The following is a 20,810-nucleotide window of genomic DNA, read 5'->3' as shown; positions in this document are numbered from 1 at the left end:
GCCTATTGCCCAGGTCCGAAGGCGATGGGGATAAGCTGATTCGGTTCCGCATCGTTTGAACTCAACAGTTTCAAACCCGATTTGCGGAGATATCCCTGATGATCAATAAAAAGTGTCGTTCCGTCCTTTTCGCAAGTGCCGCAGCGCTTGCCGTGTCCGCCTGTGGTGCCGATGATGTGGCTTCACCCGGTGAAGGCAACCTGGTCATTCTGCCAACCCCCACTCCAACGCCAACTCCGACGCCAACTCCAACACCAACTCCGAACCCTGGCCCGGCGGCTGACTGCCCCACCGGCACAGCGAATGTTGGCACGCTCACAACAGGCAACGGCGAAGAAGTTCGCAACTGTCAGATCTCCGGCACCATCACCGGCAACCTCGTCATTCCGCAGGAATCCGGCAGGATCTACTCGCTGAACGGCGGTGTCGAAGTTGGCGTTGATGGTGGTGCATCCGGTATCCTGACCATAGAACCGGGCGTTGTTCTTTTTGGTTCCTCCGGCGGCGACTTCCTGCTCGTCAATCGCGGTTCACAGATTTTCGCAGAAGGTACAGCCTCTGCTCCGATCATCATGACCTCTCGTCAGAATGTCGAAGGCACGGCCGGGATCAACAGCATCGGTCAGTGGGGTGGCGTCGTGATATTGGGCCGCGCCCCGATTTCGGATTGCGCCAGCGGCGGGGCATCCAACCCCGGCGGCACCCGCACCGACTGCGAAGCGATTGTCGAAGGCCCAACCAACGCTGTCTATGGCGGGACGCTTCCGGCCGATTCCAGCGGACGGATTTCCTATCTGCAGGTTCGTTACCCAGGCTTCGAAGTTTCGCCCGGCAACGAACTCAACGGCATTACTCTTGCTGGCGTTGGCAGTGGCACCTTCTTCCAGAATGTTCAGGTTCACAACAGTTCGGATGACGGCGTTGAGTGGTTTGGCGGTCGGGTTAACGGCAAGAATCTGGTGATGACCGGCATCGATGATGACTCGGTGGACAGCGATTCCGGCTACCAGGGTGCCAACCAGTTTATCCTTGCGGTTCAGCGCGCGGGCGGCGGCGACCATGTGATGGAAGCGGACTCCAATGGTGACGAGGACGCGGAACCGCGTCAGCGACATCAGCTCGCCAATGTGACCTTCGTGTCCCGAGGCGGGGATTTCACGGTTCTCCTGCGCGGTGGCGGGGATTATGAATTCTACAACTCGATCCTGACCAGTCAGGGCACGAACAGCTGTCTCGATGTCGACGGCACGGCGACTGTTCAGGCCGCTGGTGCTCAGCCGGATGAAAACGGGCCGCCAGTATTCGAGTCCACTTTCCTGAGTTGCACGACAGATTTTGTCGATGACGGCAATGTGACGGTAGCCACGATCCAGACCTTGTTCACCAACGGAACGAACAACACCACTGGTGGAACGTCGACACTCGCCAGTGCCGTGTTCCCGCTGCCATTCATCAATGGAGCAAACGAAACGGCCGTGACGCCGTTTGCAGCCAGCGGTGCCAACAGTTTCTTCGAGGATGTCAGCTACATCGGCGCCGTGCAGGATGCCAATGACACCCGGTTCCAGGGCTGGACCTGTGGTCTCTATGCCGATGACTGCATCACCGCACCGACCATCGGGTAACCGGACCTGACTTTTGGGATGGCGGCGTTTCGTGCCGCCATCCCCTTTTTTATTTTCGATAAGGAATATCTCCGATGAAAAAGCGGACTCAATTTATCTCCAGCCTGCTTCTGAGCACTGCCCTGTTTGCTCCGGCTGCCCTCGCCCAGACCACTCCGGCAGAAGAAACAGCGGGTGAGCAGGTGGCACAGGAACCGGAAGTCTCAGAGGAAGAAGATGTCGACATTTCCGCGCCAGGGGGTGACTTCGGCGGAGATATTATTGTCCGCGGCCGGTTCATTCCCAACCCTATCCGCGCCACTCCGGAAGTGGTTTCGGTCCTCGGTGCCGAGGAAATCGCCCGCGCAGCCGATGGCGATATCGCCGGATCGCTGCAACGTGTGACCGGACTCAGCGTGGTTGGTGGTCGATTTGTTTTTGTCCGTGGGCTGGGCGAACGTTATTCGCTTGCGCTGCTCAACGGGCTCCCGCTGCCGTCTCCCGAGCCGCTGCGCCGCGTTGTGCCGCTCGACCTTTTTCCGACCAGCGTCATCGCGTCCACCGTTGTCCAGAAAAGCTATTCTGTAAATTATCCGGGGGAATTCGGCGGCGGCGTGATTAACCTCACGACGAAATCGACCCCGGAAGAGCCGTTCCTGAAGATTAGCGCCGGGATCAGCGGGGACAGTGAAACAACGGGTGAGCTCGGCTATACCTATGACGGGTCACCGACGGACATCATCGGATATGACAGCGGCGGGATCCGCTCCATCCCGACCGGGCTGCAAAATGCGATTGACCAGCTGGTTCCCATTTCAACAGGCAATAATTTTTCGTCGCTCGATCTGCAGAATTTTGCCGCCAGCCTGACCAATGCCGAAACCGCTCTCATCCAGCGCAATAATGACATCCCCGCGAATTTCTCCGCAGAAATCACCGGCGGCACCACGCTCGATGTAGGGAATGCCTTTGTCGGAATAATCGCGACGGCGGGTTTCGACAACAGCTGGCGGACACGTGGCGGCGTTCAGCAGCAAACCCAGGGGATCGTCCAGATTGACGGACAGGACGGCCTGCTGCCCGACCGCAATTTCAATTTTCTGCAGACCCAGAACCGGATCATCGTCAACGGCCTGCTCGCGCTGTCGGCCGAGATTGACGAACACAAGCTGCGTCTTTCCAACCTCTATATCCATGACACGATCAAGGACGCCCAGATTGCAGCCGGAACCGATGCCATCAGCGTGGGAGAGGAAACCCTCCTCAACCAGAGCCGGACAAGCTGGTTCGAGCGTCAATTGTTCACCACCCAGTTTGTCGGAGAATTCAGGTTTGACGAGATCAGCCTGGATCTGCGCGCAAGCTATGCCAATTCCAAACGCGATGCGCCCTATGAGCGAACCTACAGCTATGCCTTTGACGATCAGGTCGCCAATGATTTTGTAAATGACCTGACTTCTCCGGGCCAGTCCGCGCGGATCCGGTTCAGCGATCTGAATGATGACGTTTATGGCGCGGGAGTGGATTTGGGATATGAAACAGATATCGGAATTCCGGCAAACTTCCTGTTCGGCTACAATTATTATCTGAACGACCGCAACGCATCCCGGCGGGACTTCCGTTTTCTGCCAACCAACGGTCTTGCAAGCCCACTGGAGCAACAGCGGATCGATTTTCTGCTGTCGGATTTCAACATCTTCACGCAGCAGATTGAATTGCAGGAGACCGCGTCCCAGACGACCGTGCCAGCCTATACTGCGGAACTGGAAGTCCATGCCGGGTATGGCTCGGTAGATGCGGAACTGACTGATGGCGTCAGGCTCAACCTTGGTATCCGGTACGAAGACGCCAGCCAGACGGTGTCTCCCATATTGCTCACCGGAACGACCGGGGGCGGTGTCCCAACCAGTCTCGCCAACGACTATTTCCTGCCTGCAGCCACGCTGACCTGGAATTTCGCAGATGACATGCAATTCCGTATCGCCGCTTCGCGAACCATCGCCCGGCCGCAATTTCGCGAACTGGCCCCGCAGCAATTTCTCGATGTCGAGACCAACCGGACGTTTATCGGCAATCCGTTGCTGGACGACAGCGAACTGATCAATGCAGAGGCCCGTTTCGAATATTATATCGGACGCGGCGAACGAATCACAATTGCCGGATTTTACAAGGATATCGACAATCCGATCGAGTCCGTGGCCTTCGTCCAGGGCGGTGGCGCTTTCTTCCAGGGCTTTTCCAACGCCCCGTCGGCGCAGCTCTATGGCGTGGAAGCCGAAGTGGTGAAATATTTCCCGCTCCAAGATCTGGGTGGGTCATTTTTTGACGATCGCCGCCTGCTTCTGGCTGCCAACTATACCTTCACGGAGTCGGAAATCTCCGTTGGCGCGGCCGACACGGCGATCAGCCCGATCACGCTTCTTCCCGGAGCGGCAACCAGCTTCTTCACCGACGGGGATCGATTGACCGGCCAGTCCAGGCATGTTGCCAACCTGCAATTCGGCATGGAACGGGAGGACGGACCGCTGTCCCAGCAGACGATCCTGCTGACATATAACAGCCCGCGCGTAACGGCTCGCGGGCCACAGGATCAGCCGGACCTTGTCGAAAGAACCGGATGGCAACTCGATTTCGTCATGCGCGAGGAGCTGGATATCGCAGGCCAGGATTTTGAGGTGAAGTTCGAAGTGCGGAACATTCTGGGCGAGGATTACAGGGAATCCCAGACGCTGAATGCCTCCACAATTCTCAACAACGCCTATGATGTTGGCACGCGTTTTTCCTTGAGCATTGGCTTGAATTTCTGACCCGTCATCCCTTGCCACTGGCAGTTTCGTGTCATTTATCTGTCATCGCCATGTCGCCGGATCGTCAACAAAAGGCCTTATTTACTGACAGGTCGGTTCAGGGGATTGGAATGGAAACCATCGGACATGGTCAGCAGGCTTTCGCAAGCCCCAATCCTTTCACTCCTGGGGTAATTTGTAGCAATCAGCAATCGTCCGGAGACGGTTCCGAATGACCGTCGAGACGGATGATGGTGATGAAACCGGCATTCTTGACAGGATGATCCGGTCCGCAATCCGGCAGCATGTGACCAACATTCATCTCGAACTTTCTGAGTCATTTCTGGTCGTTCAGTTTCGGCGTGGTGACAAACTGGCGGAATTCGGGAAATTACCTTCTGCAATTGGTGTAAATGTCATCCGGCAAATCAAGGACATGGCCAGTATCAAGGCCCTGGAACATGATCAAAGCGAGGTTGGGCGGATCGATGCGGATAGAAGTCCTTTCCAGGAGGATATCGAAGTTTCCGCACTGCGCTACCAGGCAAAAGAACGGATCGTCTTGCAGATTCAGAGTGCCGGCAGTCCGGATCTGCGTCCCGACATGCCTGGGCTGACGGAATCTGCTCGCGACATACTCGGGGGCGCGCTGGCGGAACCGGAAGGCATCATCCTTGCTGCCGGCCCGGATGTCTCCGACAGAATGACAGCTGCATATGCACTTGTTCAGCAGCTTGGGCGACAGAATCTGAACATATGTACTGTCGAGAATTCGCCGGTCACCTGGCTTGATGATATCGTGCAATTTGACACCTGCCAGCAGAACGACCCCGAATTTTCAACAGGTTTGAAGGCTGTCTTGCGACAGGATCCTGACGTTGTGATGCTGGAGGAAATCCCTGATCCTTGCACTGCGGATATTGCCGTGCGGGCCGCGCTGGAAGGGCGGCTGATCGTTGCGGCCGTGCCTGCAAAGAATGCGGTGGGTGCCATTTCCCGAATGCGGAACCTGAATACCGATCCCTTCCTTCTGGCCTCGTCATTACGCGCTATCGTCGCGCGGCGTGAAGTGCGCCATCTATGTGAATCTTGCCGCAAACCCGTTCAGGCGAACGGATCCATGGCTTCGCTGCTGGGATTCGACAACGGCACGGTGGTCTTTACCGAAACCGGTTGCAGAGAGTGCAACCAAACCGGCTTCCAGGGTTCAACAGGTGTATTTGAGGTGATACGGGTCGATGATACGGTCCGCAGACTCATCAACGACGGCGCCGATGAAGCCCGGATTTCCGCCCATGCCTTCCTTCACCAGCCGAACCTCTCCTCTGCGGCCAGAGCGCACGTTCGCCATGGATTGACGACAGCCGAAGAAGCGATCCGAATATCCAGACCGGCCGACTGATCGTCACCGAATTCCCGCCACAGCCTTGCTCCGAATTCCGGCGCCCCGCATTGTACCGACAGCGACCGATTCTTTCCGGCCAATAATAGTGTCTTTACACCATACGTCGCCGTTCAGGTCGGTACTATAGTGTTGCAAATCCACTGAACAGAGGAGTCCGCTGTGGCCGCCATCATGACCAGCGTAAAAATACTTGTTCGTATTGCTCTGGCCTATGCCGCCGCCTGCTTCGCGGCTGCGCTGGGAATATTTTTGATCGGCAGCCTTATGACCATTGGGCAACCGCTGATGGAAGGCGTTACCTGGTCTGAGGATATGGCGAACCAGGCCGGCTATTTGCCGGTTTACGCCGCTATGGCCGGGATACTGGCAGCCCCGGTTGCCCTGCTTACCATTCTGATATCAGAGTTTGGCAAGATTACCGGGCTCTGGTTTTTCCTGCTGGCGGGAGCAGCGGCCGGTATTCCCGTCCTGTTCCGTGGCAGCCAGTTTACGCTGATGCGTGCTCTGGATGATTTCGTCACTCTCGGACCAGTTGGGGCTGCAGCGGGCGCGGCATTCTGGCTTGTACGCCATCGCAAATGGCCGATCTAATTTCTGTCCGGGCTACAGCATCATGGGCAGCACGGGAGCAAGTCCTGCAGATGGTGTCTTCCGCCTGATGGCGACACTCCGGTCAAAAGCGAACATGTCCGGGCATGTGCCTATCTCTTTTTCTTGCAGTTTTTTATCTTGATTTCCGGAACGCTAGGATATGTATTCCGGTCGATATATTCCCTGTTTCCTATAAAGGTGAACGGCATTTTCCTTAGCTTGCCGCTCTTGATGTCAAAATCTCTGGGTGCTTGTCCCGGATGAAACAACCAGCGGAACTCCGGTTTATCTGACAGGTAAATATCCGACTTCTTTTTCCAGCCTTGTATCTTGCCATTGTCAACATATGCGTAAAAATCTTTCAGGTCATAACTGTTCAATTCAACAATCATGTCGGCTCGCGCGGAAATTGTATGCCATCCCCATACCGTAATACCGGAATTCCTGTTTCGGCCGGTCCTTGCAAACACGGCCCTTACCGGCGACGTGCAGGTGTTGGTGACTCTGTAGGAATATTTGCTGCGCCAGGATTTGGATTGCTTTCGCGGAGCTTTTCTATTTTGGGGTGCCGGCACGTAAGTTTCTGTCTGTTGTGGGGGTCGCAGGGGTTCGGGTGATTGACGCTGGTTGTTTGACTGGTCCTGCAGAAAGGCATTTGATGAACAACGCTGATATTGCTGTGTGCAATAACCGCGTGAGTAACATCCGCCACCCCGGGCCGGGCAGGATTTCTGCAATTCACCGCGCGACGGACTGCGACCGCAGGCCTGAATGACGGCGCGCTGCTGATATTGTTGAACTTGCGTTGCGCTTGGGCGCGCGCCGTATTGACCTCTCAGCGGAGCCAATGTGTTTAGTCGGCGGCGCTCGCAGTTTTCATATTTCCGCACGATGTTGGCGCGACATTGATCTGTCCGCTGATTTTCATATCGCTCATTTGCTTTGCAACTGTTGGAGTCAATTTCGCAACTTTCCCGAGCAATGCGGCATTGGTTCTCGGCCTCTCCAATGGTTTGAAGTAACATGGCGGGTATGGCAGGCGACGCATGTGCACTGCTGTCCGATGCTGCCGTTGGCATAAGAATAAAAATGGTGAGAAAAGCGGCAGCAACGAGCCCCCCTATAACATAGCTTTTGTTGCCCATTTTTCCCTCGCTTCTTTTGTTTATGACCATATCCTAGAAATCAGTACCATGCGTTTTCAATATTTTCGAAACCGCTTCATTGCCTGCAAACTGCTCAATATATCCCGCATGCTGTGCGCTGGCTTCGTCGCATCCCGCCTTGTCCCGGCTTTCGGCAACCTGCTTGTCGCGATCCGGATTGCCGCTGGCCTCTCCGGCAAGATGACGGCAGATTTCGAGTCTTTCAAAGTGCAGGACAAGACCAAAGGGCAATCGGTTCGACCTGCTGCCCAGCTTTTCCATATCGGCCACGAAAAAACCCTTGGGGCTTGCCGAATATTCGCGCCCGACAGAGCTGGTGGTTCGCCATGCCGGATATTCGATCCGCTGGTGAGGTGCGGCCTTGATGCTTGTCACTGTGCTGCCTTCGAAGAAAGTGAAGATGATTTCCCCCCGCTTTCCAGTGGACCAGAACCCGCCGGAGATATTGCGCGCCACCCAGGCCTGTTTCACTGAGCTCTGCCGGAAAACCAGTGTACCTTCCTCGTCCATCATCACCGTTACCCGGTGATTTTGATCGATACCGGCATAGAGGATTTGCTCGCCCATCAGGCAGTCCAGATGTGTGACATTCACCCGCGGGATATGGACGCTGGACAGCGTTGCCATGGGTATTTTGGCAGGATCCCCCAGAGCACCCGGATTGATGAAATGCAGTTCAAAGACCGCCTCTTCACTGTCCGGCTCGACGAGACTGTAACGTATCTGGCTGACTCCGGCATCCGGTTCGCTCAGTTTCAATCTGGTCGCTGCGACCTTTTCGCCCTCTCTCAATTCAAGAAAATCAAGCGTACCATTTCCGGTATTGATGAATGCCATCAGGTCGTCGTGATTTTCTCCGATACACATACTGTCGACGGCTCTGTAACGCGACAGATCATCCGCATTCGTCCGTATCATGTAAAAGCCGTTTTCCGTGGTCGGAAGACTTTGGGCCGAGACCGGTATTGCGGCAAAAAGGCTGGCCATACCACTGATCCAGCCCATGGTTGGTTTTCCGGTAAAAACAGGCATGTCGCACCTCCTCGCTGGTGCCATCCTATACCTCCGGGCATCCTCTCCCTATGGTGTGAACACACTATAATCTGCTGCTGGCAGATTATGATTTTTCCGCGTGTCGGAGGCCAGTCTGACGGTAACGTTACCACTCAACAGCGCGAGCGACCTGGTGCAGGCCTGTCACCAGGGATCCAGAAACAATTGCGCGACAGTACCTTTTCCGGGAACACTGCTCAGTTTCCACACGCTGCCAATCTGTTCTGTCAGATCGTCCACAATCGACAGGCCCAGGCCCTTGCCATCGGGATTGCCATCGGCCATTTGATTACCTCGCTGGCTCCGTTGTTTCGCAGCTTTCAACTGCTCGGCTGTCATCCCCGGTCCGGTGTCATGAACTTCGAACACCAGATGCCTGTTCCGGCGCCGAATGCCGACAAGAATGCGTGCGCCCGGGGCATAGGCAATGGCGTTGGCTACAAGGTTGCTGAGTATACGTAACACCGCGACGGAATTGGCGGTCATTTGCGCGGAAGACGGCACGACTTTCAGTCTGATGCCCGCCGCTTCCGCCTCCTGGGCAAAAATCGTGGCTATCGCCTGCAGGATATGGGACGCACTCATCTGGCGGTCCGGAGTTTCCGGGATTTGCCGACGATCCTCGCTGGCCTGGTTTAAATTCTCTTCGACAAGCGACTCCATATACTGGAGCGACTGTTCGATATGATCGATTTCGCTTTTGTCGGTTTTCGTCCTGTCTGACAGATTGTGGATCACTGATCTTAAGGAATGGAGCGGCTGTCGGAGGTCATGCGTGGTATTGGCGACCATCCGGTTGGAATTTTCGACCATGGCCTGCGCCAGTTCATATTTCTGTTCCAGCCCGGCCAGTCTTCCGGCCAGCTCGAAATTGCGTTCGGCCGACGCGGCCCTCTGCGCCATCAGCTGTTCCCGTTCCTTGCGCAATTCCGACACGACACTGACGCAGGCCACGCCCATCATGAAGGCATCAAAGATCATTGATGTCCGCATCGTATCGAGGGTCGCCGACCGCGTAACCTCGATATCAAGCCAGTGCGCCGTGAACGTTGTCAGAGATGCCACGACGATGCCCGACCAGCCGATCACAAAAAAGAGCACCCGGCGACCCTTCGTTCGCAATGCAGAAAGTCCTGCTGTCAGAAACAGCATCGCACAGAGGGTAATGCTGATTGTCATAAGTTGCTTGATCAGTTCACTGTCGACAACAACCGTTGCCAAAACCATCAGCACTTGCAGCAGAATGATTCCCAGCAGGATCCGGTCATAGACAGGATAGTCATCCCGGGTGTTCAGGTAACTGCGCGTGAACTGGGAGGCAAAGGCCGTTAGCGCCGCCGCCAGCGGCAAGGAAGCATAGGCATTCCATCGCGGCCAGTCCGGCCACAGGAACTGAAACGCATATCCGTCACGATGGAAAATATAAATCAGGACGGCCGCAGCGTAGAAGAAATAGTAGATGAATATGCGTGCCGGCGCGAAAATCGCCGCGGCTATGCTGGCGATCAGAAACATGCCGATAATGCCGTAAAACGCGAAATTCAGAGCCATTTCCCGGTTCGAACGGGAGTTGAAACTGTTCAGTGTTTCGATCGACATCGGCAATGCCGTCAGACCGCTTGTCCGGTATCGCACCCACAACACGGTCTGTTGACCCGCCTCAATCGAGAAAGGCACGGCCAATTGATGATAATCAACGGGACGCGTGCGAAAGGGCATCTCCGTATTTTGCTTCATCAGGCTCCGGGTTGAACCGCCGATCTCCTGGAAGACTTCTATCTCGCTGACAAAATTTGTTTCAATTGCGAAAATACGGGACAATTCCTCGTTGCCGGGGTTGTGCAGCTTTAGCCGCAACCAGATTGCCCCTTTCTGGAATCCGAAATTGGGCTCTGATTTTGTGACCTTCCGGAAATCAAAGGCTTCCGGATCCTGCTGCAGCTGCGACAGTGTCAATTGCTGTTGGGGATCAAGCAAATAACTGATATTTTGAGATATATTCCGGCTTGGATCATCTTGACGGAGTTCGATGATATCGGATGCGGTCCCACTATTTGCAGCAAATGCTGGTTTTTCCCCGGCAAAGATGAAAAGAATGCAGACGGCGACGATCTTGAATGCGGTCGAAACAGCTTGCCAGCGATGCGGATCAGGGATGGGACATGGGGCAGACAGCATATTCAATCATCCTCGTTGATGACCATGACGTGGTCCGTCAGGGAATCAAGATGCTTCTCGAAAATCACGGCAGCTTTGACGTGGTCGCCGAATGCGCTGACGGTGGAGCGGGTCTGGAGAAGGCGAAGCAACTTGTCCCCGATATCATTCTCCTGGATATCTCCATGCCCGACGTGACGGGGATTGAAATTCTGGAAGAAGTGCGGCGATGGTGTCCGGAAACGCGCATTGCCATTCTCACCGGCCTGACATCACGAAAACTGCTCGCCCAGGCCTGGGAAAACGGTGTGGACGGAATATTCCTCAAGACGTCAAATTCCAGAGATCTGGCCCATGAGCTCAAACTGGTTTGCGAAGGCAATCGGCGGCTGCCTCCCGAAGTTGCTGAATTACTGGACGAAGAAAAAGGGCAGGAAAAACTGACCCAGAGGGAGGCCCAGATTCTTTTCGCCATTGCGCGCGGTGAAACCAACGCGACTATTGCCAGGCGACTGGGTATCAGCGCAAATACGGTCGACAACCACCGGTCCAATATCATGCGCAAACTGGGAGCCCATTCCGTGGCTGAACTGCTGGCGCTGGCTTTGCGGGAAGGGCTGCTGGACAGCGCGAAACAGACCTGATTGCCTTTCATGAACAGACCCATCTCATTTGCCGCGCGGACAAGTGCCGACAACAGCGGCTAGTTGAAATTGAACGTATTCTCGGCGCCCGGATTCAGCTGGAATTCAAACGTCTCCGCCAGCCACTGATCCTGCCCTTTGCACGCCATTCTGTCGGCATCCAGATGATCAAAGTCCGACGGGTGCATGCAGAAAGCATAATCCCCTTTGCCCCAGCTCACCCGCTCGGATGTGGCATGCAGGTAAACCGTATCCTCATAGGGATCGCCATTGCGATAATGCGGAAACTCGATCCGTTCGCAGCGACCGCGTGGCAAGCGGACCCAGCCCTGTGCCCGCCAGTTCTTGCGTCGCCGGTTCTCGCCCCAGTCGTGCCACACCCAGGCCGCGTAGATGGTATCCGTACGCGACCGGTTGCACATGCTGAGGGCAGTGTACTGGGCTTCACCTCTCCCATAACCCGCCGATGGCGGCGGTGGTGCCGGCTCGCGAGGCGGTGGATTGCGCCGGGCTGTATCCTGACCACAGTGCACTGTCCGGCCATGCAAATGGTAACGGGATGTTCCCCGAAACTTGCGACAGGCCTCGGCATAACCCAGGGGTTTGAAATGGGCCGGAGTGATGATGTTAAATCCGACGCTCTGGGGGATGTGGCAGCCCCATTTCTTGCGTTTGGGGTCCCATTTGGCGCGAATTTTGGTCTTCAGGCCGCGCAGCAGACCGGTCCGGTATTTGCCGTCGCAGAATGTCGACAGATTGATCGATGATCCGCCGGCCTGTGCCGGTTGCGGAAGCAGTATCCCCGACAGAGCAAGGCAGACCGAAAAACTCAACGCGCCCAGGGCGGTTTGGCGAAGTAGCGAAACAATCATCTGTGGTCATTCCTGCCGCAGGCAACGCGGCCTTCTCCGTGCCAGTGGAAGTCCGCCCGCCCGGTCGTGAAATGGCAGAGGTCATTCAGGTTGATCCAGAATGTCCGGCCTTTGACCGAGGTATTGAAGCCCATGGAGTCCGCTTCCCGGCATTCCATCCGCTTTGTGCGGCTGTTATAGCCGTAACTCCACCGCGGCTTGACCCCTTTGAGGGCGCCCTTCCGGTATTTGGCCTCGCAATAGTCGCGGTACTGGGGTGTGGTGCCGCTCGCCTGCACCGGTGCGCTCCAGAAGGATGCCATCATCGGGGCGATCAAAAGAGTGGCTGCGGACAGTGTTTTCATCATACCGGTCATGTTCGTTCTCCTTCGACAGAGCGGTTGGGCTTGGCGCCCCTATTTGCACTTCCGTTTGCTGAGGCCGAAGAGCGTGGAAAATCCCTTGCAGGTGGACTTGCCGATATTACTTACCGTCTTCCCAACCCGTTTCGCCCCGTAATTGACCTGCTTGGCAGCATAGTTGGGATCGGTCATGAACCGGGCCCCATCCCGGGTTGTCTTGACGGTCTTTTCGCCGACATACTGCACCGCACCCACGCCCGCGCGCGCCGCGCCAGTCACCGCTCGATTGACATTGCCTGGAATCCGCCGCGGATCACGAATGGAGTCACCAACACCGCGCGCTGCACCATAAAGATTGTGCCCGAACCGCTCTGTGGCGCGGCCAGCAGCAATGACCGGGTCACCGCCATTGGCAAAGGTTTGCGCCTGGCCGAAGGTCATGTCGACACCATATTCGCCGATGCCGGTGCTGTGCCCGCCAAAGGCCTCGGTGCCCATATCGACGGCCGATACCCTGTTCGAAACAGATGTCGCTGCGAAGCCAGTCCTTGCAGTGGATTTTATCCGGCTGGTCCTGCTCATGTTCCGCGCACCCTGCCCGCGGACCGGAGCTCTTCCTGCACCCGGATAGCCATTGTTCCCGTACCGCGCCTGCCGCTGATACTGCCTGGTGCCAGCGGTTGTTCCCGCCGCTGTCGGCCGATACCCCTGTCGTTGTCCATGGGTGATCTGCGCCTGGCGGCCCTGTCGTTGCAACTGACGCCGTTCATTTGGCGTATAATCATATTCGTCGCGAAACTGGTGTCCCGGCCGGGCACGTCGCGCGTCATAGCCGCGCTGCTCGAGCTGCTCCAGATTCCCGGTCCCCGCCAGTCGGCCAGCATGTTTGCGATAAGCCGGGCCACGGAAGTCTGTCCCGCGCGGTGTGCGTGCCTGACCGCGCTGGTGGCGGTTCGTATTGCGTTGCGCAGAAGGATGCCCGTTATTTTGATACCCCTGTCGTGCACCATGTGCGACTTGCGCATCGCGACCCCGACGGTCCAGCTGCTGTCGCTCGGTCGGCGTAAGATCGTTCACATCCTCAATCTGATGTCCGGGCCGTCCCCGACGCGCGTCATAGCCGCGCTGCTCGAGCTCCTGCAGATCACTGTTCGCTGCCAGATCTCCAACATGCTGGCGATATTCGCGGCCATTGAAATCCGGGTTGGCGGCTTGCCGGTTGTTGCGTCTCTGGTCGCGCGCCTGATCGCCGCGCCGTTCCAGCTCGCGCGTTTCGCTGCTCTTCTTGTCGAATAACGCGTTAAATTGGTCTGCCTGCGCCAGGGCCGGTGAGGCTCCGGCAATGGTTGTGACCGCCAGTGCTAATGCTGACAGCGGCAATCCGGAATATTTTCTGATCTTGCTCATGTTCATTCTCCCCGTGTCTGGCGATAGAACAATCATCTGGAAAATCCGGCTGGAAGCCCATAGTGGAATCACACTATTTTCCGCAGACGGTCGTTCATCTGGAGTTCATTGGTCCGGAATAATACTGTAATTATTCAAGTGGTTATAACCAGTGCCTGCCGCAATTTCATCAGACAGGTTTCTAGCAATCCACGCCGCCGGTTTTCACCTTGCCCGAATATCCGGACTTGCGGTCAAACCGCTTCTCGATGGCCTGCATGAAACGCGGCATCAGGGACGGAATGCTGCCACAGGATCCGCTGCTCTTCAGACGCAACTCATATACCGGACTGGTTTTGGCGGTCGCATTTTTGGGCAGAATATCGACATGGACAAACCGCGAATAGACGGTCCTGTTCCGCACCTCCTGCGTATATCCGGTGATTCCGTAAGTCGGATCCGTACCGCGCACGGTGCTGTTGATCACCTGCTGTCCCGGCCTGGTTTCGTCCACAACGGTTGAGGTTGTCTGGGCATTGTATGTCATGCCCCATTGCGGCACGTTGTAGGTATAGGTGACCGGGCGACCATCATCGATGCCATAGTCCAGATAGGCAATATAGTCCGCAGGCTGCCCCGGTGCCACGACCCGCAAGCCGGCCTCTCGCATGATCGTTGTCAGGCGCCGGGCATAGCTGCGAAACTCAAGCGACCGGTCCAGTTCCGGCCGCCAGGACACCACGGAAAAGGTGGCCGTTGCCGGAACAGATTCGAGGGAATGGAATTGCGAGATATTGCTTTGAACCGGCCCACTGCCTCCGAGACAAGCGGAGAGGGTCAGACTCGTGGCAGCAAGTAAAAGCAGGTTATGTGGGCGCATGGCAGTTCTCCTGAAATGGGGTGCCGCTCGTTCTAGAACCCGCGGAAACGGGCTGGAATAGTGCAATCACACCATTCTTGGGCAAGCGGCATTCGGATAGAGTTGGAACACTATTGCGGGCGCTCGTCCCCAGAGAAGGAGTTGTCTTATGCCCTTTTGCAAGCTGATTATCGCAGGTTCGGCCCTGACTCTCGCCAGTTTCGCCACCCCCATATTTGCACAACCGGAAGATGGTCCGGCTCTGATATTCCGCTCGGACCAGCTGCCAACCATATTTATGTGTGACTCCAACTATCGCCTGAAGGTCTCATGGATGTCCATTGACTCCAACGAGTTGATTTCCGTCACATTGCCTTCCGATCGAAGTCCTGAAAAAAGCCGGACGTTGCTGTTACCTCTGTCGCAAAGCGGAAGCGGCGTGCGCTATGCGTCCGACCTGGCCAGTTTCCATATCAAAGGTGACTCTGCAGAATTTTCATCAAAAGAAACCGCTCATTCGGACGATACGCGCTTCCAGAACTGCAAGGTTTCTCCGTGAAGAACTCCCTGGATTGGCCAGCGCCTGACTCCAAAGACCATGGCACCGTGCGCGTTGCGGCCATACGCGTGATTGCTTGTTTGAACGTGGCGGATTGTAACACATGCGCATTGGTGCAAGAACACACCAATGGAATGGAGTGACTATCAACTGGTACTGGCTGTTGCGCGCGAAAAATCCCTTCGTGGTGCGGCACGCAATCTAGGGGTAAACCATGCTACGGTTTCGCGCCGGTTGCAGCAGTTGAACAAAGAGCCGTCAGGACCATTTCTTCAAAAATCGTCCACCGGATACTGGCCAACAAAGGCAGGCCAAACCATAGTCGAGGCCGCCGAGAAGATGGAACAAATTAGCGATGAGGCAGGACGCAAGCAGCGAGCGGCCGGACGAAACCTGTCGGGGCCGCTGTCGATCTCCATTCCCGCGCTGGTGCTGCAACATCTGCTGATCAATGACGTGTCAGCCTTTGGACAACAGCATCCCGAAATTGATTTGACGGTCGACTCAACCGATCGATTTGTCGATCTTGACCGGGCGGAGGCTGACATCGTGTTGAGAGCGGCGGACAGTCCTCCGGAACATTGGGTGGGCAGACGCCTGTTTCCCTATTCACTATCTGTCTATGCGCACAAGGATTATCTCGCGAATACGGCAACGCATGATTTGCAATGGATCGCTCCGCCCGGTGAGCAACAAAGGTGGCAATCATGGCTGGAGCAGTCGCCCTATCCTGACGCTGCCATCAGTATGACCATCACCACGATTGCAGGACGGTTCGCTGCTCTGAAACATGGCCTTGGGATGGGACGGGCTGCCTGTTTTATGGCGGATAAGGATCCTGATCTGGTGCGGTTGCCAGGTGCTCCGGTGATCGAGGTCGAAACCTTCTGGTTGTTGTGCCATCCTGACTTTGCCCGCACGGCCCGTGCAAAGGCAGCCCTGGCCTATTTTGCCGAGGCGATGACTTCATATCGCTCATTGCTTCAAGGCAATGGGCAACACGACTTAAATACTTGATATTCAAATAAAAAAATCAGATTGACGGTCGGAGGCGATAGAATGCGAGTTCTTTCGTTCCCGATGCGGCCAGGTGGCGGTTCGCCTTATACACATCAGACCGCAACAATCGGTCCGCACCGTCTGCGTCGTCCCACTCAATAAAGGTCAGCTGATTGGGAGACTTCGCACCGGACAGAGATTCAAGATTGGGATTCACCAGCTTGAGGACAAATCTGCCTCCATTGCGCTCGACTTCGCCTCGGAGATTGGCGAGATACTGGTCATAATCCGCGGCATTTTCCGGATCGGTATGTGCAATCGCCAGAGTGTAGAATTTGTCACTTCTTAATGTCAGCGAGAGCCCATCCTCCTGAACGTCGCGGTAATAGCGAATGTCATTCCAGATCGAGCGCCGCAATTCGCTGAATTCAGGCCAGCGTGGATCATTGGCAAACTGGTCATAAGCAGATTGACTGGGCCAGCTGGTCAACAAGAGTCCTTGTGGCTTGTATGTGCCAATGCTGGGACCGTTGATCAGCAAGGCGCCGTGTCGCGCAAAGCCATATTCCGTCGCCATCGGAATAGCGGACGACTGAAATTCCGCCCGCGCTTCCTTTGCTTCTTCTGTTCGCTTGTAATCAAATGCGATAACCGAGAAAAGCGATTGCGGCGGCAGCTCAATCTTGACGGACTTTATACCCGCGGCGCCATTTTGTGCCTGACCGGCGGAGTTCGCCGATTGCGCTTGAAGAGCAGAACACCCCGCCGCAAACAGCATGGCTCCGACGAGAGCAAAACGTGCCGAATATAGTTTAAGTCTTCTCATCCCGGAACTCCTCTGCATTGTCGCGTCTGAGATAGCTCAGGCAAGGTGCAGTGGAACGGATTGTTTTTCAGAGCCGATGTTGCGTTTTCGCACCATAGATCAACCTGACCAGGCGAATCACTGGTGCCGGCGTCTGGCAAGATATCGAAATATGGCCGTTCAAAGCCGCTTCAGGTGAATGGGCCAACAGCCAGGGAGCACTCCTCTGGATATCAGATGAGCTGTTGGAGTATGCTTTTTGGGCCCGCAGCGATCGCGTTTGCCGATATGAACGGTACGCACCTGTCCGAAGGTCCGCACTTTGCCGCGTGTTGGTCATCACCGAAACAGCGTGCGACTTCCGGGCTTTGGTATGGACTGCCATGATGCGGCTGGATGGTTGACCATCTGTTGAACAAAGTTCCGGTCGGGCTGGTTGTCAAAACCCCACTGTTGCTAGACAACAATCTCTCAGGTTTGGATATTACACAGGACGATTGGAGAAATCAGTGCAGCAAATCGACATCTCCGCTCCGGAACCCGGCAAGGCAGCATCGGCTTTACTGGCGTGTCCGGCCCAGAAAATCCTGATCGACGGGCAATGGGTTGAAACGGAAAGCGGAGACGTTTTTGAAACACTTGATCCTGCGACCGGACAGGTGATTGGCAAGCTACAACGCTGCGATGCGCGAGATGTCGACAAGGCCGTGGCAGCAGCCCGGAGAGCCCTTGAAGGCGCGGCCTGGAGTGGCATGACTCCGATGGAAAGAAGCCAGCTGCTGTGGCGAATTGCGGATTTGATCGAAGCGAATATTGATGAGCTGGCCGAGCTCGAAACCCTCGACCAGGGCAAGGCCCTGTATGTCGGCCGCTGGGCCGAAATCCCGGGAGCTGTAAACCAGTTCCGCTATTTTTCCGGTCTGGCCACGAAGATTGAGGGTACCACCATTCCCACCTCAATCAATTATCAGCCGGAGGGCAAGCAAGTCTTTGCCTATACCCAGAAGGAACCGGTTGGCGTGGTTGGTGCCATTGTACCCTGGAACTCGCCGCTGGTCCTGACGGCCATGAAACTGGCGCCGGCGCTTGCGGCCGGTTGTACAATTGTCCTCAAGCCGGCGGAGAATACCTCTCTGACAGCGGTCCGGCTGCTCGAGCTGATGCAGGAAGCGGGATTGCCGGACGGGGTGGTCAATTTAGTCACCGGTTATGGCAACGAGGCCGGAGCCGCTCTCGCGCAACATCCCGGTGTCGACAAGATTGCCTTCACCGGCTCAACCGCCACTGGTCGGCAGATACTGGATGCCGCGAAAGGCAATCTGAAGAAAGTCACGCTCGAGCTTGGCGGCAAGTCACCGGTCATCATCATGCCCGACGCGGACATCGATGCCGCCGTGCAAGGCGCGGCCAATGCCATATTTTTCAACGGTGGCCAGGTCTGTATCGCGGGATCGCGTCTCTATTGCCACAGCTCGATCCAGGACAAGGTGATCGAGGGGGTCGCCGCGATTGGAGAGCAGATTACACTGGGCCACGGGCTCAACCCTGAAACGCAGATGGGGCCACTGGTATCGAGAGAGCATAGCGCCAAAGTCGCCGAATATATCGCCGATGGAAAATCCAGCGGCGCGTCAATTGTGGCCGGCGGAGAAACCGGCGGACCCAATGCCAGCTTTGTTGCACCAACCGTGATCACTGATGTGAAACCGGACATGCGGATCGTGCGTGAGGAAATTTTCGGCCCGGTTGTGGTGGTGACACCATTTGATGACACCGACGAAGTCGTGGCTGCTGCCAATGACAGCGAATATGGTCTGGCAGCAGGTGTATGGACCGAGGGCATGTCAAACGGGATCCGGATGGCCAACCGGCTGAAGGCCGGCACGATATGGATCAACGGCCATGCCATGTATGACGCGTCACTGCCGATTGGTGGCATGAAACAGTCCGGCTGGGGCCGGGACAGTGGTCAGGCCGCGCTGCAGAACTATCTCGAGCTGAAAACCGTCTGCGCCATTGTCTGATCTGATCGAAGCGTGCCGGACTGACAGGATTGCCCTAGAATAGAGCGACCAGGCCGAACAGCAGCGCCGCGGTCAGTGCTGCTCCCAACAGCATCAATGTTGATCTGGATTTTTTCTGCCGCCGTTCAATTTCAACAAAATCCAAATCATGGTTTTGCGTGAGCTGGAATGTGGGTTTGTCGATCAGCCAGGGCATGATCCTGTTGAGCCCGAGCTGGATCATGAACATCAATAACCATTTTCTGAAATGCCAGGGCTTATGGTTATACTGGTAAGGCGCAACAGTTTGAACGAGACGCGTCAATGAGGCATTGTTCGGGAGTCGCTGCTTTTCGTATGTGTGGCAAACTTCCTCGAGATTTCCCCCGGCACTGGCAAGGATGTCATCGAGGACAAATAGATCTTCCAGAGCAGAATTCACGCCAAGTCCCAGGTCTGGTGGAAAGGCATGCGCGGCATCGCCAATCAGCAAACAGTGCATTACATTGTGGCCCTGCCCAATTTTGGCATGGACGTGTCTGGCATGTTGTGGCGCAGGAAATCGTCCGGCCTCGATTTTGACAAAATCCTCGGCCTCTGCCCGGGAGACGATTTCCGAAATGTCCAGCTGCGGGAACGCGTCTTGCAGATAAGCGATCAGATCATCGGCATTGTCGATCTTCCACAGATTGTGGTCCGCGGCCCGGATGATGTTCACGCTTCGCGGATGACCGGGATCGGTCACGGGAAAGGCAAAAAGTGCCATCGCGTCACCGGGGTTCGTGTGGCGTGAGACTATCGAATAGGTCATGCGATGATCATCTGCTGCGTCAATTTTTCCCTGGACCGGAAAACAGGCAGGAAGATTGAGTACCTTGTAGGTGAGACCGGTACTGGCGGAGGGATATTGGATCATCTCAAAATAATCTGGTGCCATCCCAGGCCACTGGGCCAATGATTGACGAGCTTGCGATACAAGCCCGTCACAAGCGAGCAGCAAATCCGGCTGGAAGATCTGCTTTGCGCCATTCCCGTCGGAAATCGTCACCCGGGGAATTTCGTCTGCATCTAGCGTAATCCCTTGGAAGCTGTGGTCATATAACAGGCGAATACGTCCGTCATTGCGCTCCGCGACGGCGCGATACATCATTTCCAGAAAGTTCCGGCGTGTCGTCCAATAGGACGTTTCGCGATCGGGATCGATTATCGGAGGACTAGTCAAAGAGGCTTCACCATCGGGCCCGATAGACGTCAGGGTGAAGCCCCGATTGGCAACACCATATTCGTCAAGCATCCTGTTGATTTCGAGCCGCTTCAACAGCTTCTGACCCCGAGGGTCGATCTGATAGTTGAAAGCCTTGTTTTTCTCGAAATCGCCCGGCGACTGGCGCCGCTCAACCAGGACAATATCTTCCCAGCCCAGATCGGCAAACAGCAACGCGGCAGCGAGGCCACTTGGTCCGCCACCGCTTATAACTATCTGTCTGTTGTCCGGGGTCATTGGCTTTTTTCAGGAAGAGCCAGATAAGCCATGATCATGCATTGCAAACTGGCTGTCCGTCCAGCGGACACCTCCAATC

General features: G+C 55.9%; 17 protein-coding genes. 8 read left to right on the top strand and 9 right to left on the bottom strand.

The annotated features are described in order from the left end of the window. Positions 1 to 98: 98 nt before the first annotated feature. From BUQ90_RS06890 to BUQ90_RS06875, 4 genes are all read left to right on the top strand, one after another. The gene (locus tag BUQ90_RS06890; protein ID WP_074204293.1) at positions 99 to 1,625 is read left to right on the top strand and encodes a hypothetical protein; all 1,527 of its coding nucleotides are present in this window, start codon (positions 99 to 101) and stop codon (positions 1,623 to 1,625) included. A 74-nt stretch (positions 1,626 to 1,699) separates the two neighbouring features. Continuing rightward, the gene (locus BUQ90_RS06885) at positions 1,700 to 4,411 is read left to right on the top strand and encodes a TonB-dependent receptor domain-containing protein (RefSeq protein ID WP_074204292.1); all 2,712 of its coding nucleotides are present in this window, start codon (positions 1,700 to 1,702) and stop codon (positions 4,409 to 4,411) included. A gap of 211 nt (positions 4,412 to 4,622) precedes the next feature. Then, on the top strand, positions 4,623 to 5,792 hold the full coding sequence (locus BUQ90_RS06880; RefSeq protein ID WP_074204291.1) for a GspE/PulE family protein: 1,170 nt from the start codon (positions 4,623 to 4,625) through the stop codon (positions 5,790 to 5,792). A gap of 174 nt (positions 5,793 to 5,966) precedes the next feature. Further along, a complete protein-coding gene (locus BUQ90_RS06875) occupies positions 5,967 to 6,386 on the top strand; it encodes a hypothetical protein (RefSeq protein WP_143182745.1) in 420 nt (139 codons plus the stop codon). 110 nt (positions 6,387 to 6,496) lie between these two features. Here BUQ90_RS06875 and BUQ90_RS17545 read toward each other — a convergent pair whose 3' ends face one another. From BUQ90_RS17545 to BUQ90_RS06860, 3 genes are all read right to left on the bottom strand, one after another. Then, positions 6,497 to 7,531, bottom strand: coding sequence for a hypothetical protein (locus BUQ90_RS17545; RefSeq protein WP_143182744.1), 1,035 nt, complete (start codon positions 7,529 to 7,531; stop codon positions 6,497 to 6,499). 33 nt (positions 7,532 to 7,564) lie between these two features. Beyond that, positions 7,565 to 8,584, bottom strand: coding sequence for a hypothetical protein (locus tag BUQ90_RS06865; RefSeq protein WP_143182743.1), 1,020 nt, complete (start codon positions 8,582 to 8,584; stop codon positions 7,565 to 7,567). 165 nt (positions 8,585 to 8,749) lie between these two features. Further along, the gene (locus tag BUQ90_RS06860) at positions 8,750 to 10,783 is read right to left on the bottom strand and encodes a sensor histidine kinase (RefSeq protein WP_074204287.1); all 2,034 of its coding nucleotides are present in this window, start codon (positions 10,781 to 10,783) and stop codon (positions 8,750 to 8,752) included. On the opposite strand from BUQ90_RS06860, the gene BUQ90_RS17540 reads away from it, so the two are divergent. Continuing rightward, positions 10,723 to 11,406: a response regulator gene (locus BUQ90_RS17540; protein WP_143182742.1), complete on the top strand. Its 684-nt coding sequence runs from the start codon at positions 10,723 to 10,725 to the stop codon at positions 11,404 to 11,406. The two genes, BUQ90_RS06860 and BUQ90_RS17540, sit on opposite strands and share 61 nt — an antisense overlap. 59 nt (positions 11,407 to 11,465) lie before the next feature. On the opposite strand, the gene BUQ90_RS06850 is transcribed toward BUQ90_RS17540, so the two are convergent. The 4 genes from BUQ90_RS06850 to BUQ90_RS06835 all read right to left on the bottom strand — a co-directional run bounded on the left by BUQ90_RS06850 (position 11,466) and on the right by BUQ90_RS06835 (position 14,885). Then, positions 11,466 to 12,278, bottom strand: a complete 813-nt coding sequence (locus tag BUQ90_RS06850; RefSeq protein ID WP_074204285.1) for a DUF1036 domain-containing protein — start codon at positions 12,276 to 12,278, stop codon at positions 11,466 to 11,468. Then, on the bottom strand, positions 12,275 to 12,634 hold the full coding sequence (locus BUQ90_RS06845; RefSeq protein ID WP_074204284.1) for a hypothetical protein: 360 nt from the start codon (positions 12,632 to 12,634) through the stop codon (positions 12,275 to 12,277). The genes BUQ90_RS06850 and BUQ90_RS06845 overlap by 4 nt, the downstream gene beginning before the upstream one ends. Positions 12,635 to 12,673: 39 nt before the next feature. Further along, the gene (locus tag BUQ90_RS06840) at positions 12,674 to 14,026 is read right to left on the bottom strand and encodes a hypothetical protein (protein ID WP_074204283.1); all 1,353 of its coding nucleotides are present in this window, start codon (positions 14,024 to 14,026) and stop codon (positions 12,674 to 12,676) included. Between the two features lie 181 nt (positions 14,027 to 14,207). Next, positions 14,208 to 14,885: a hypothetical protein gene (locus tag BUQ90_RS06835; protein ID WP_074204282.1), complete on the bottom strand. Its 678-nt coding sequence runs from the start codon at positions 14,883 to 14,885 to the stop codon at positions 14,208 to 14,210. Positions 14,886 to 15,033: 148 nt separating this feature from the next. Between BUQ90_RS06835 and BUQ90_RS06830 the strand changes: the two genes are divergently transcribed. Further along, on the top strand, positions 15,034 to 15,423 hold the full coding sequence (locus BUQ90_RS06830) for an MliC family protein (RefSeq protein WP_074204281.1): 390 nt from the start codon (positions 15,034 to 15,036) through the stop codon (positions 15,421 to 15,423). Between the two features lie 129 nt (positions 15,424 to 15,552). Then, positions 15,553 to 16,440 carry a LysR family transcriptional regulator gene (locus tag BUQ90_RS06825; RefSeq protein ID WP_074204280.1) on the top strand — a complete coding sequence of 296 codons (888 nt, stop codon included), beginning with the start codon at positions 15,553 to 15,555 and terminating at the stop codon, positions 16,438 to 16,440. A gap of 16 nt (positions 16,441 to 16,456) precedes the next feature. On the opposite strand, the gene BUQ90_RS06820 is transcribed toward BUQ90_RS06825, so the two are convergent. Beyond that, entirely contained in the window at positions 16,457 to 17,248 is a 792-nt protein-coding gene (locus BUQ90_RS06820) for a DUF1330 domain-containing protein (protein ID WP_159437045.1), read from the bottom strand. Positions 17,249 to 17,736: 488 nt separating this feature from the next. Between BUQ90_RS06820 and BUQ90_RS06815 the strand changes: the two genes are divergently transcribed. Then, entirely contained in the window at positions 17,737 to 19,251 is a 1,515-nt protein-coding gene (locus tag BUQ90_RS06815) for an aldehyde dehydrogenase family protein (protein ID WP_275425809.1), read from the top strand. Positions 19,252 to 19,285: 34 nt separating this feature from the next. Here the strand turns inward: BUQ90_RS06815 and BUQ90_RS06810 are convergent, their stop codons facing one another. Then, positions 19,286 to 20,731, bottom strand: a complete 1,446-nt coding sequence (locus BUQ90_RS06810) for an FAD-dependent oxidoreductase (RefSeq protein WP_074204278.1) — start codon at positions 20,729 to 20,731, stop codon at positions 19,286 to 19,288. Positions 20,732 to 20,810: the final 79 nt, after the last annotated feature.

This window comes from Parasphingorhabdus marina DSM 22363, assembly GCF_900128895.1.
Lineage (GTDB): Bacteria > Pseudomonadota > Alphaproteobacteria > Sphingomonadales > Sphingomonadaceae > Parasphingorhabdus > Parasphingorhabdus marina.
This window is presented reverse-complemented; position numbering and strand designations above follow the sequence as displayed.

Bases quoted from the DNA above. Each gene is read 5' to 3' on its own strand.
- BUQ90_RS06880 (WP_074204291.1), top strand. From the start codon at position 4,623: ATGACCGTCGAGACGGATGATGGTGATGAAACCGGCATTCTTGACAGG.
- BUQ90_RS06825 (WP_074204280.1), top strand. From the start codon at position 15,553: ATGGAATGGAGTGACTATCAACTGGTACTGGCTGTTGCGCGCGAAAAA.
- BUQ90_RS06885 (WP_074204292.1), top strand. From the start codon at position 1,700: ATGAAAAAGCGGACTCAATTTATCTCCAGCCTGCTTCTGAGCACTGCC.
- BUQ90_RS06890 (WP_074204293.1), top strand. From the start codon at position 99: ATGATCAATAAAAAGTGTCGTTCCGTCCTTTTCGCAAGTGCCGCAGCG.
- BUQ90_RS17545 (WP_143182744.1), bottom strand. From the start codon at position 7,531: ATGGGCAACAAAAGCTATGTTATAGGGGGGCTCGTTGCTGCCGCTTTT.
- BUQ90_RS06820 (WP_159437045.1), bottom strand. From the start codon at position 17,248: ATGAGAAGACTTAAACTATATTCGGCACGTTTTGCTCTCGTCGGAGCC.
- BUQ90_RS06865 (WP_143182743.1), bottom strand. From the start codon at position 8,584: ATGCCTGTTTTTACCGGAAAACCAACCATGGGCTGGATCAGTGGTATG.
- BUQ90_RS06830 (WP_074204281.1), top strand. From the start codon at position 15,034: ATGCCCTTTTGCAAGCTGATTATCGCAGGTTCGGCCCTGACTCTCGCC.
- BUQ90_RS06845 (WP_074204284.1), bottom strand. From the start codon at position 12,634: ATGACCGGTATGATGAAAACACTGTCCGCAGCCACTCTTTTGATCGCC.
- BUQ90_RS06850 (WP_074204285.1), bottom strand. From the start codon at position 12,278: ATGATTGTTTCGCTACTTCGCCAAACCGCCCTGGGCGCGTTGAGTTTT.
- BUQ90_RS17540 (WP_143182742.1), top strand. From the start codon at position 10,723: ATGCGGTCGAAACAGCTTGCCAGCGATGCGGATCAGGGATGGGACATG.
- BUQ90_RS06875 (WP_143182745.1), top strand. From the start codon at position 5,967: ATGACCAGCGTAAAAATACTTGTTCGTATTGCTCTGGCCTATGCCGCC.
- BUQ90_RS06840 (WP_074204283.1), bottom strand. From the start codon at position 14,026: ATGAGCAAGATCAGAAAATATTCCGGATTGCCGCTGTCAGCATTAGCA.
- BUQ90_RS06860 (WP_074204287.1), bottom strand. From the start codon at position 10,783: ATGCTGTCTGCCCCATGTCCCATCCCTGATCCGCATCGCTGGCAAGCT.
- BUQ90_RS06810 (WP_074204278.1), bottom strand. From the start codon at position 20,731: ATGACCCCGGACAACAGACAGATAGTTATAAGCGGTGGCGGACCAAGT.
- BUQ90_RS06835 (WP_074204282.1), bottom strand. From the start codon at position 14,885: ATGCGCCCACATAACCTGCTTTTACTTGCTGCCACGAGTCTGACCCTC.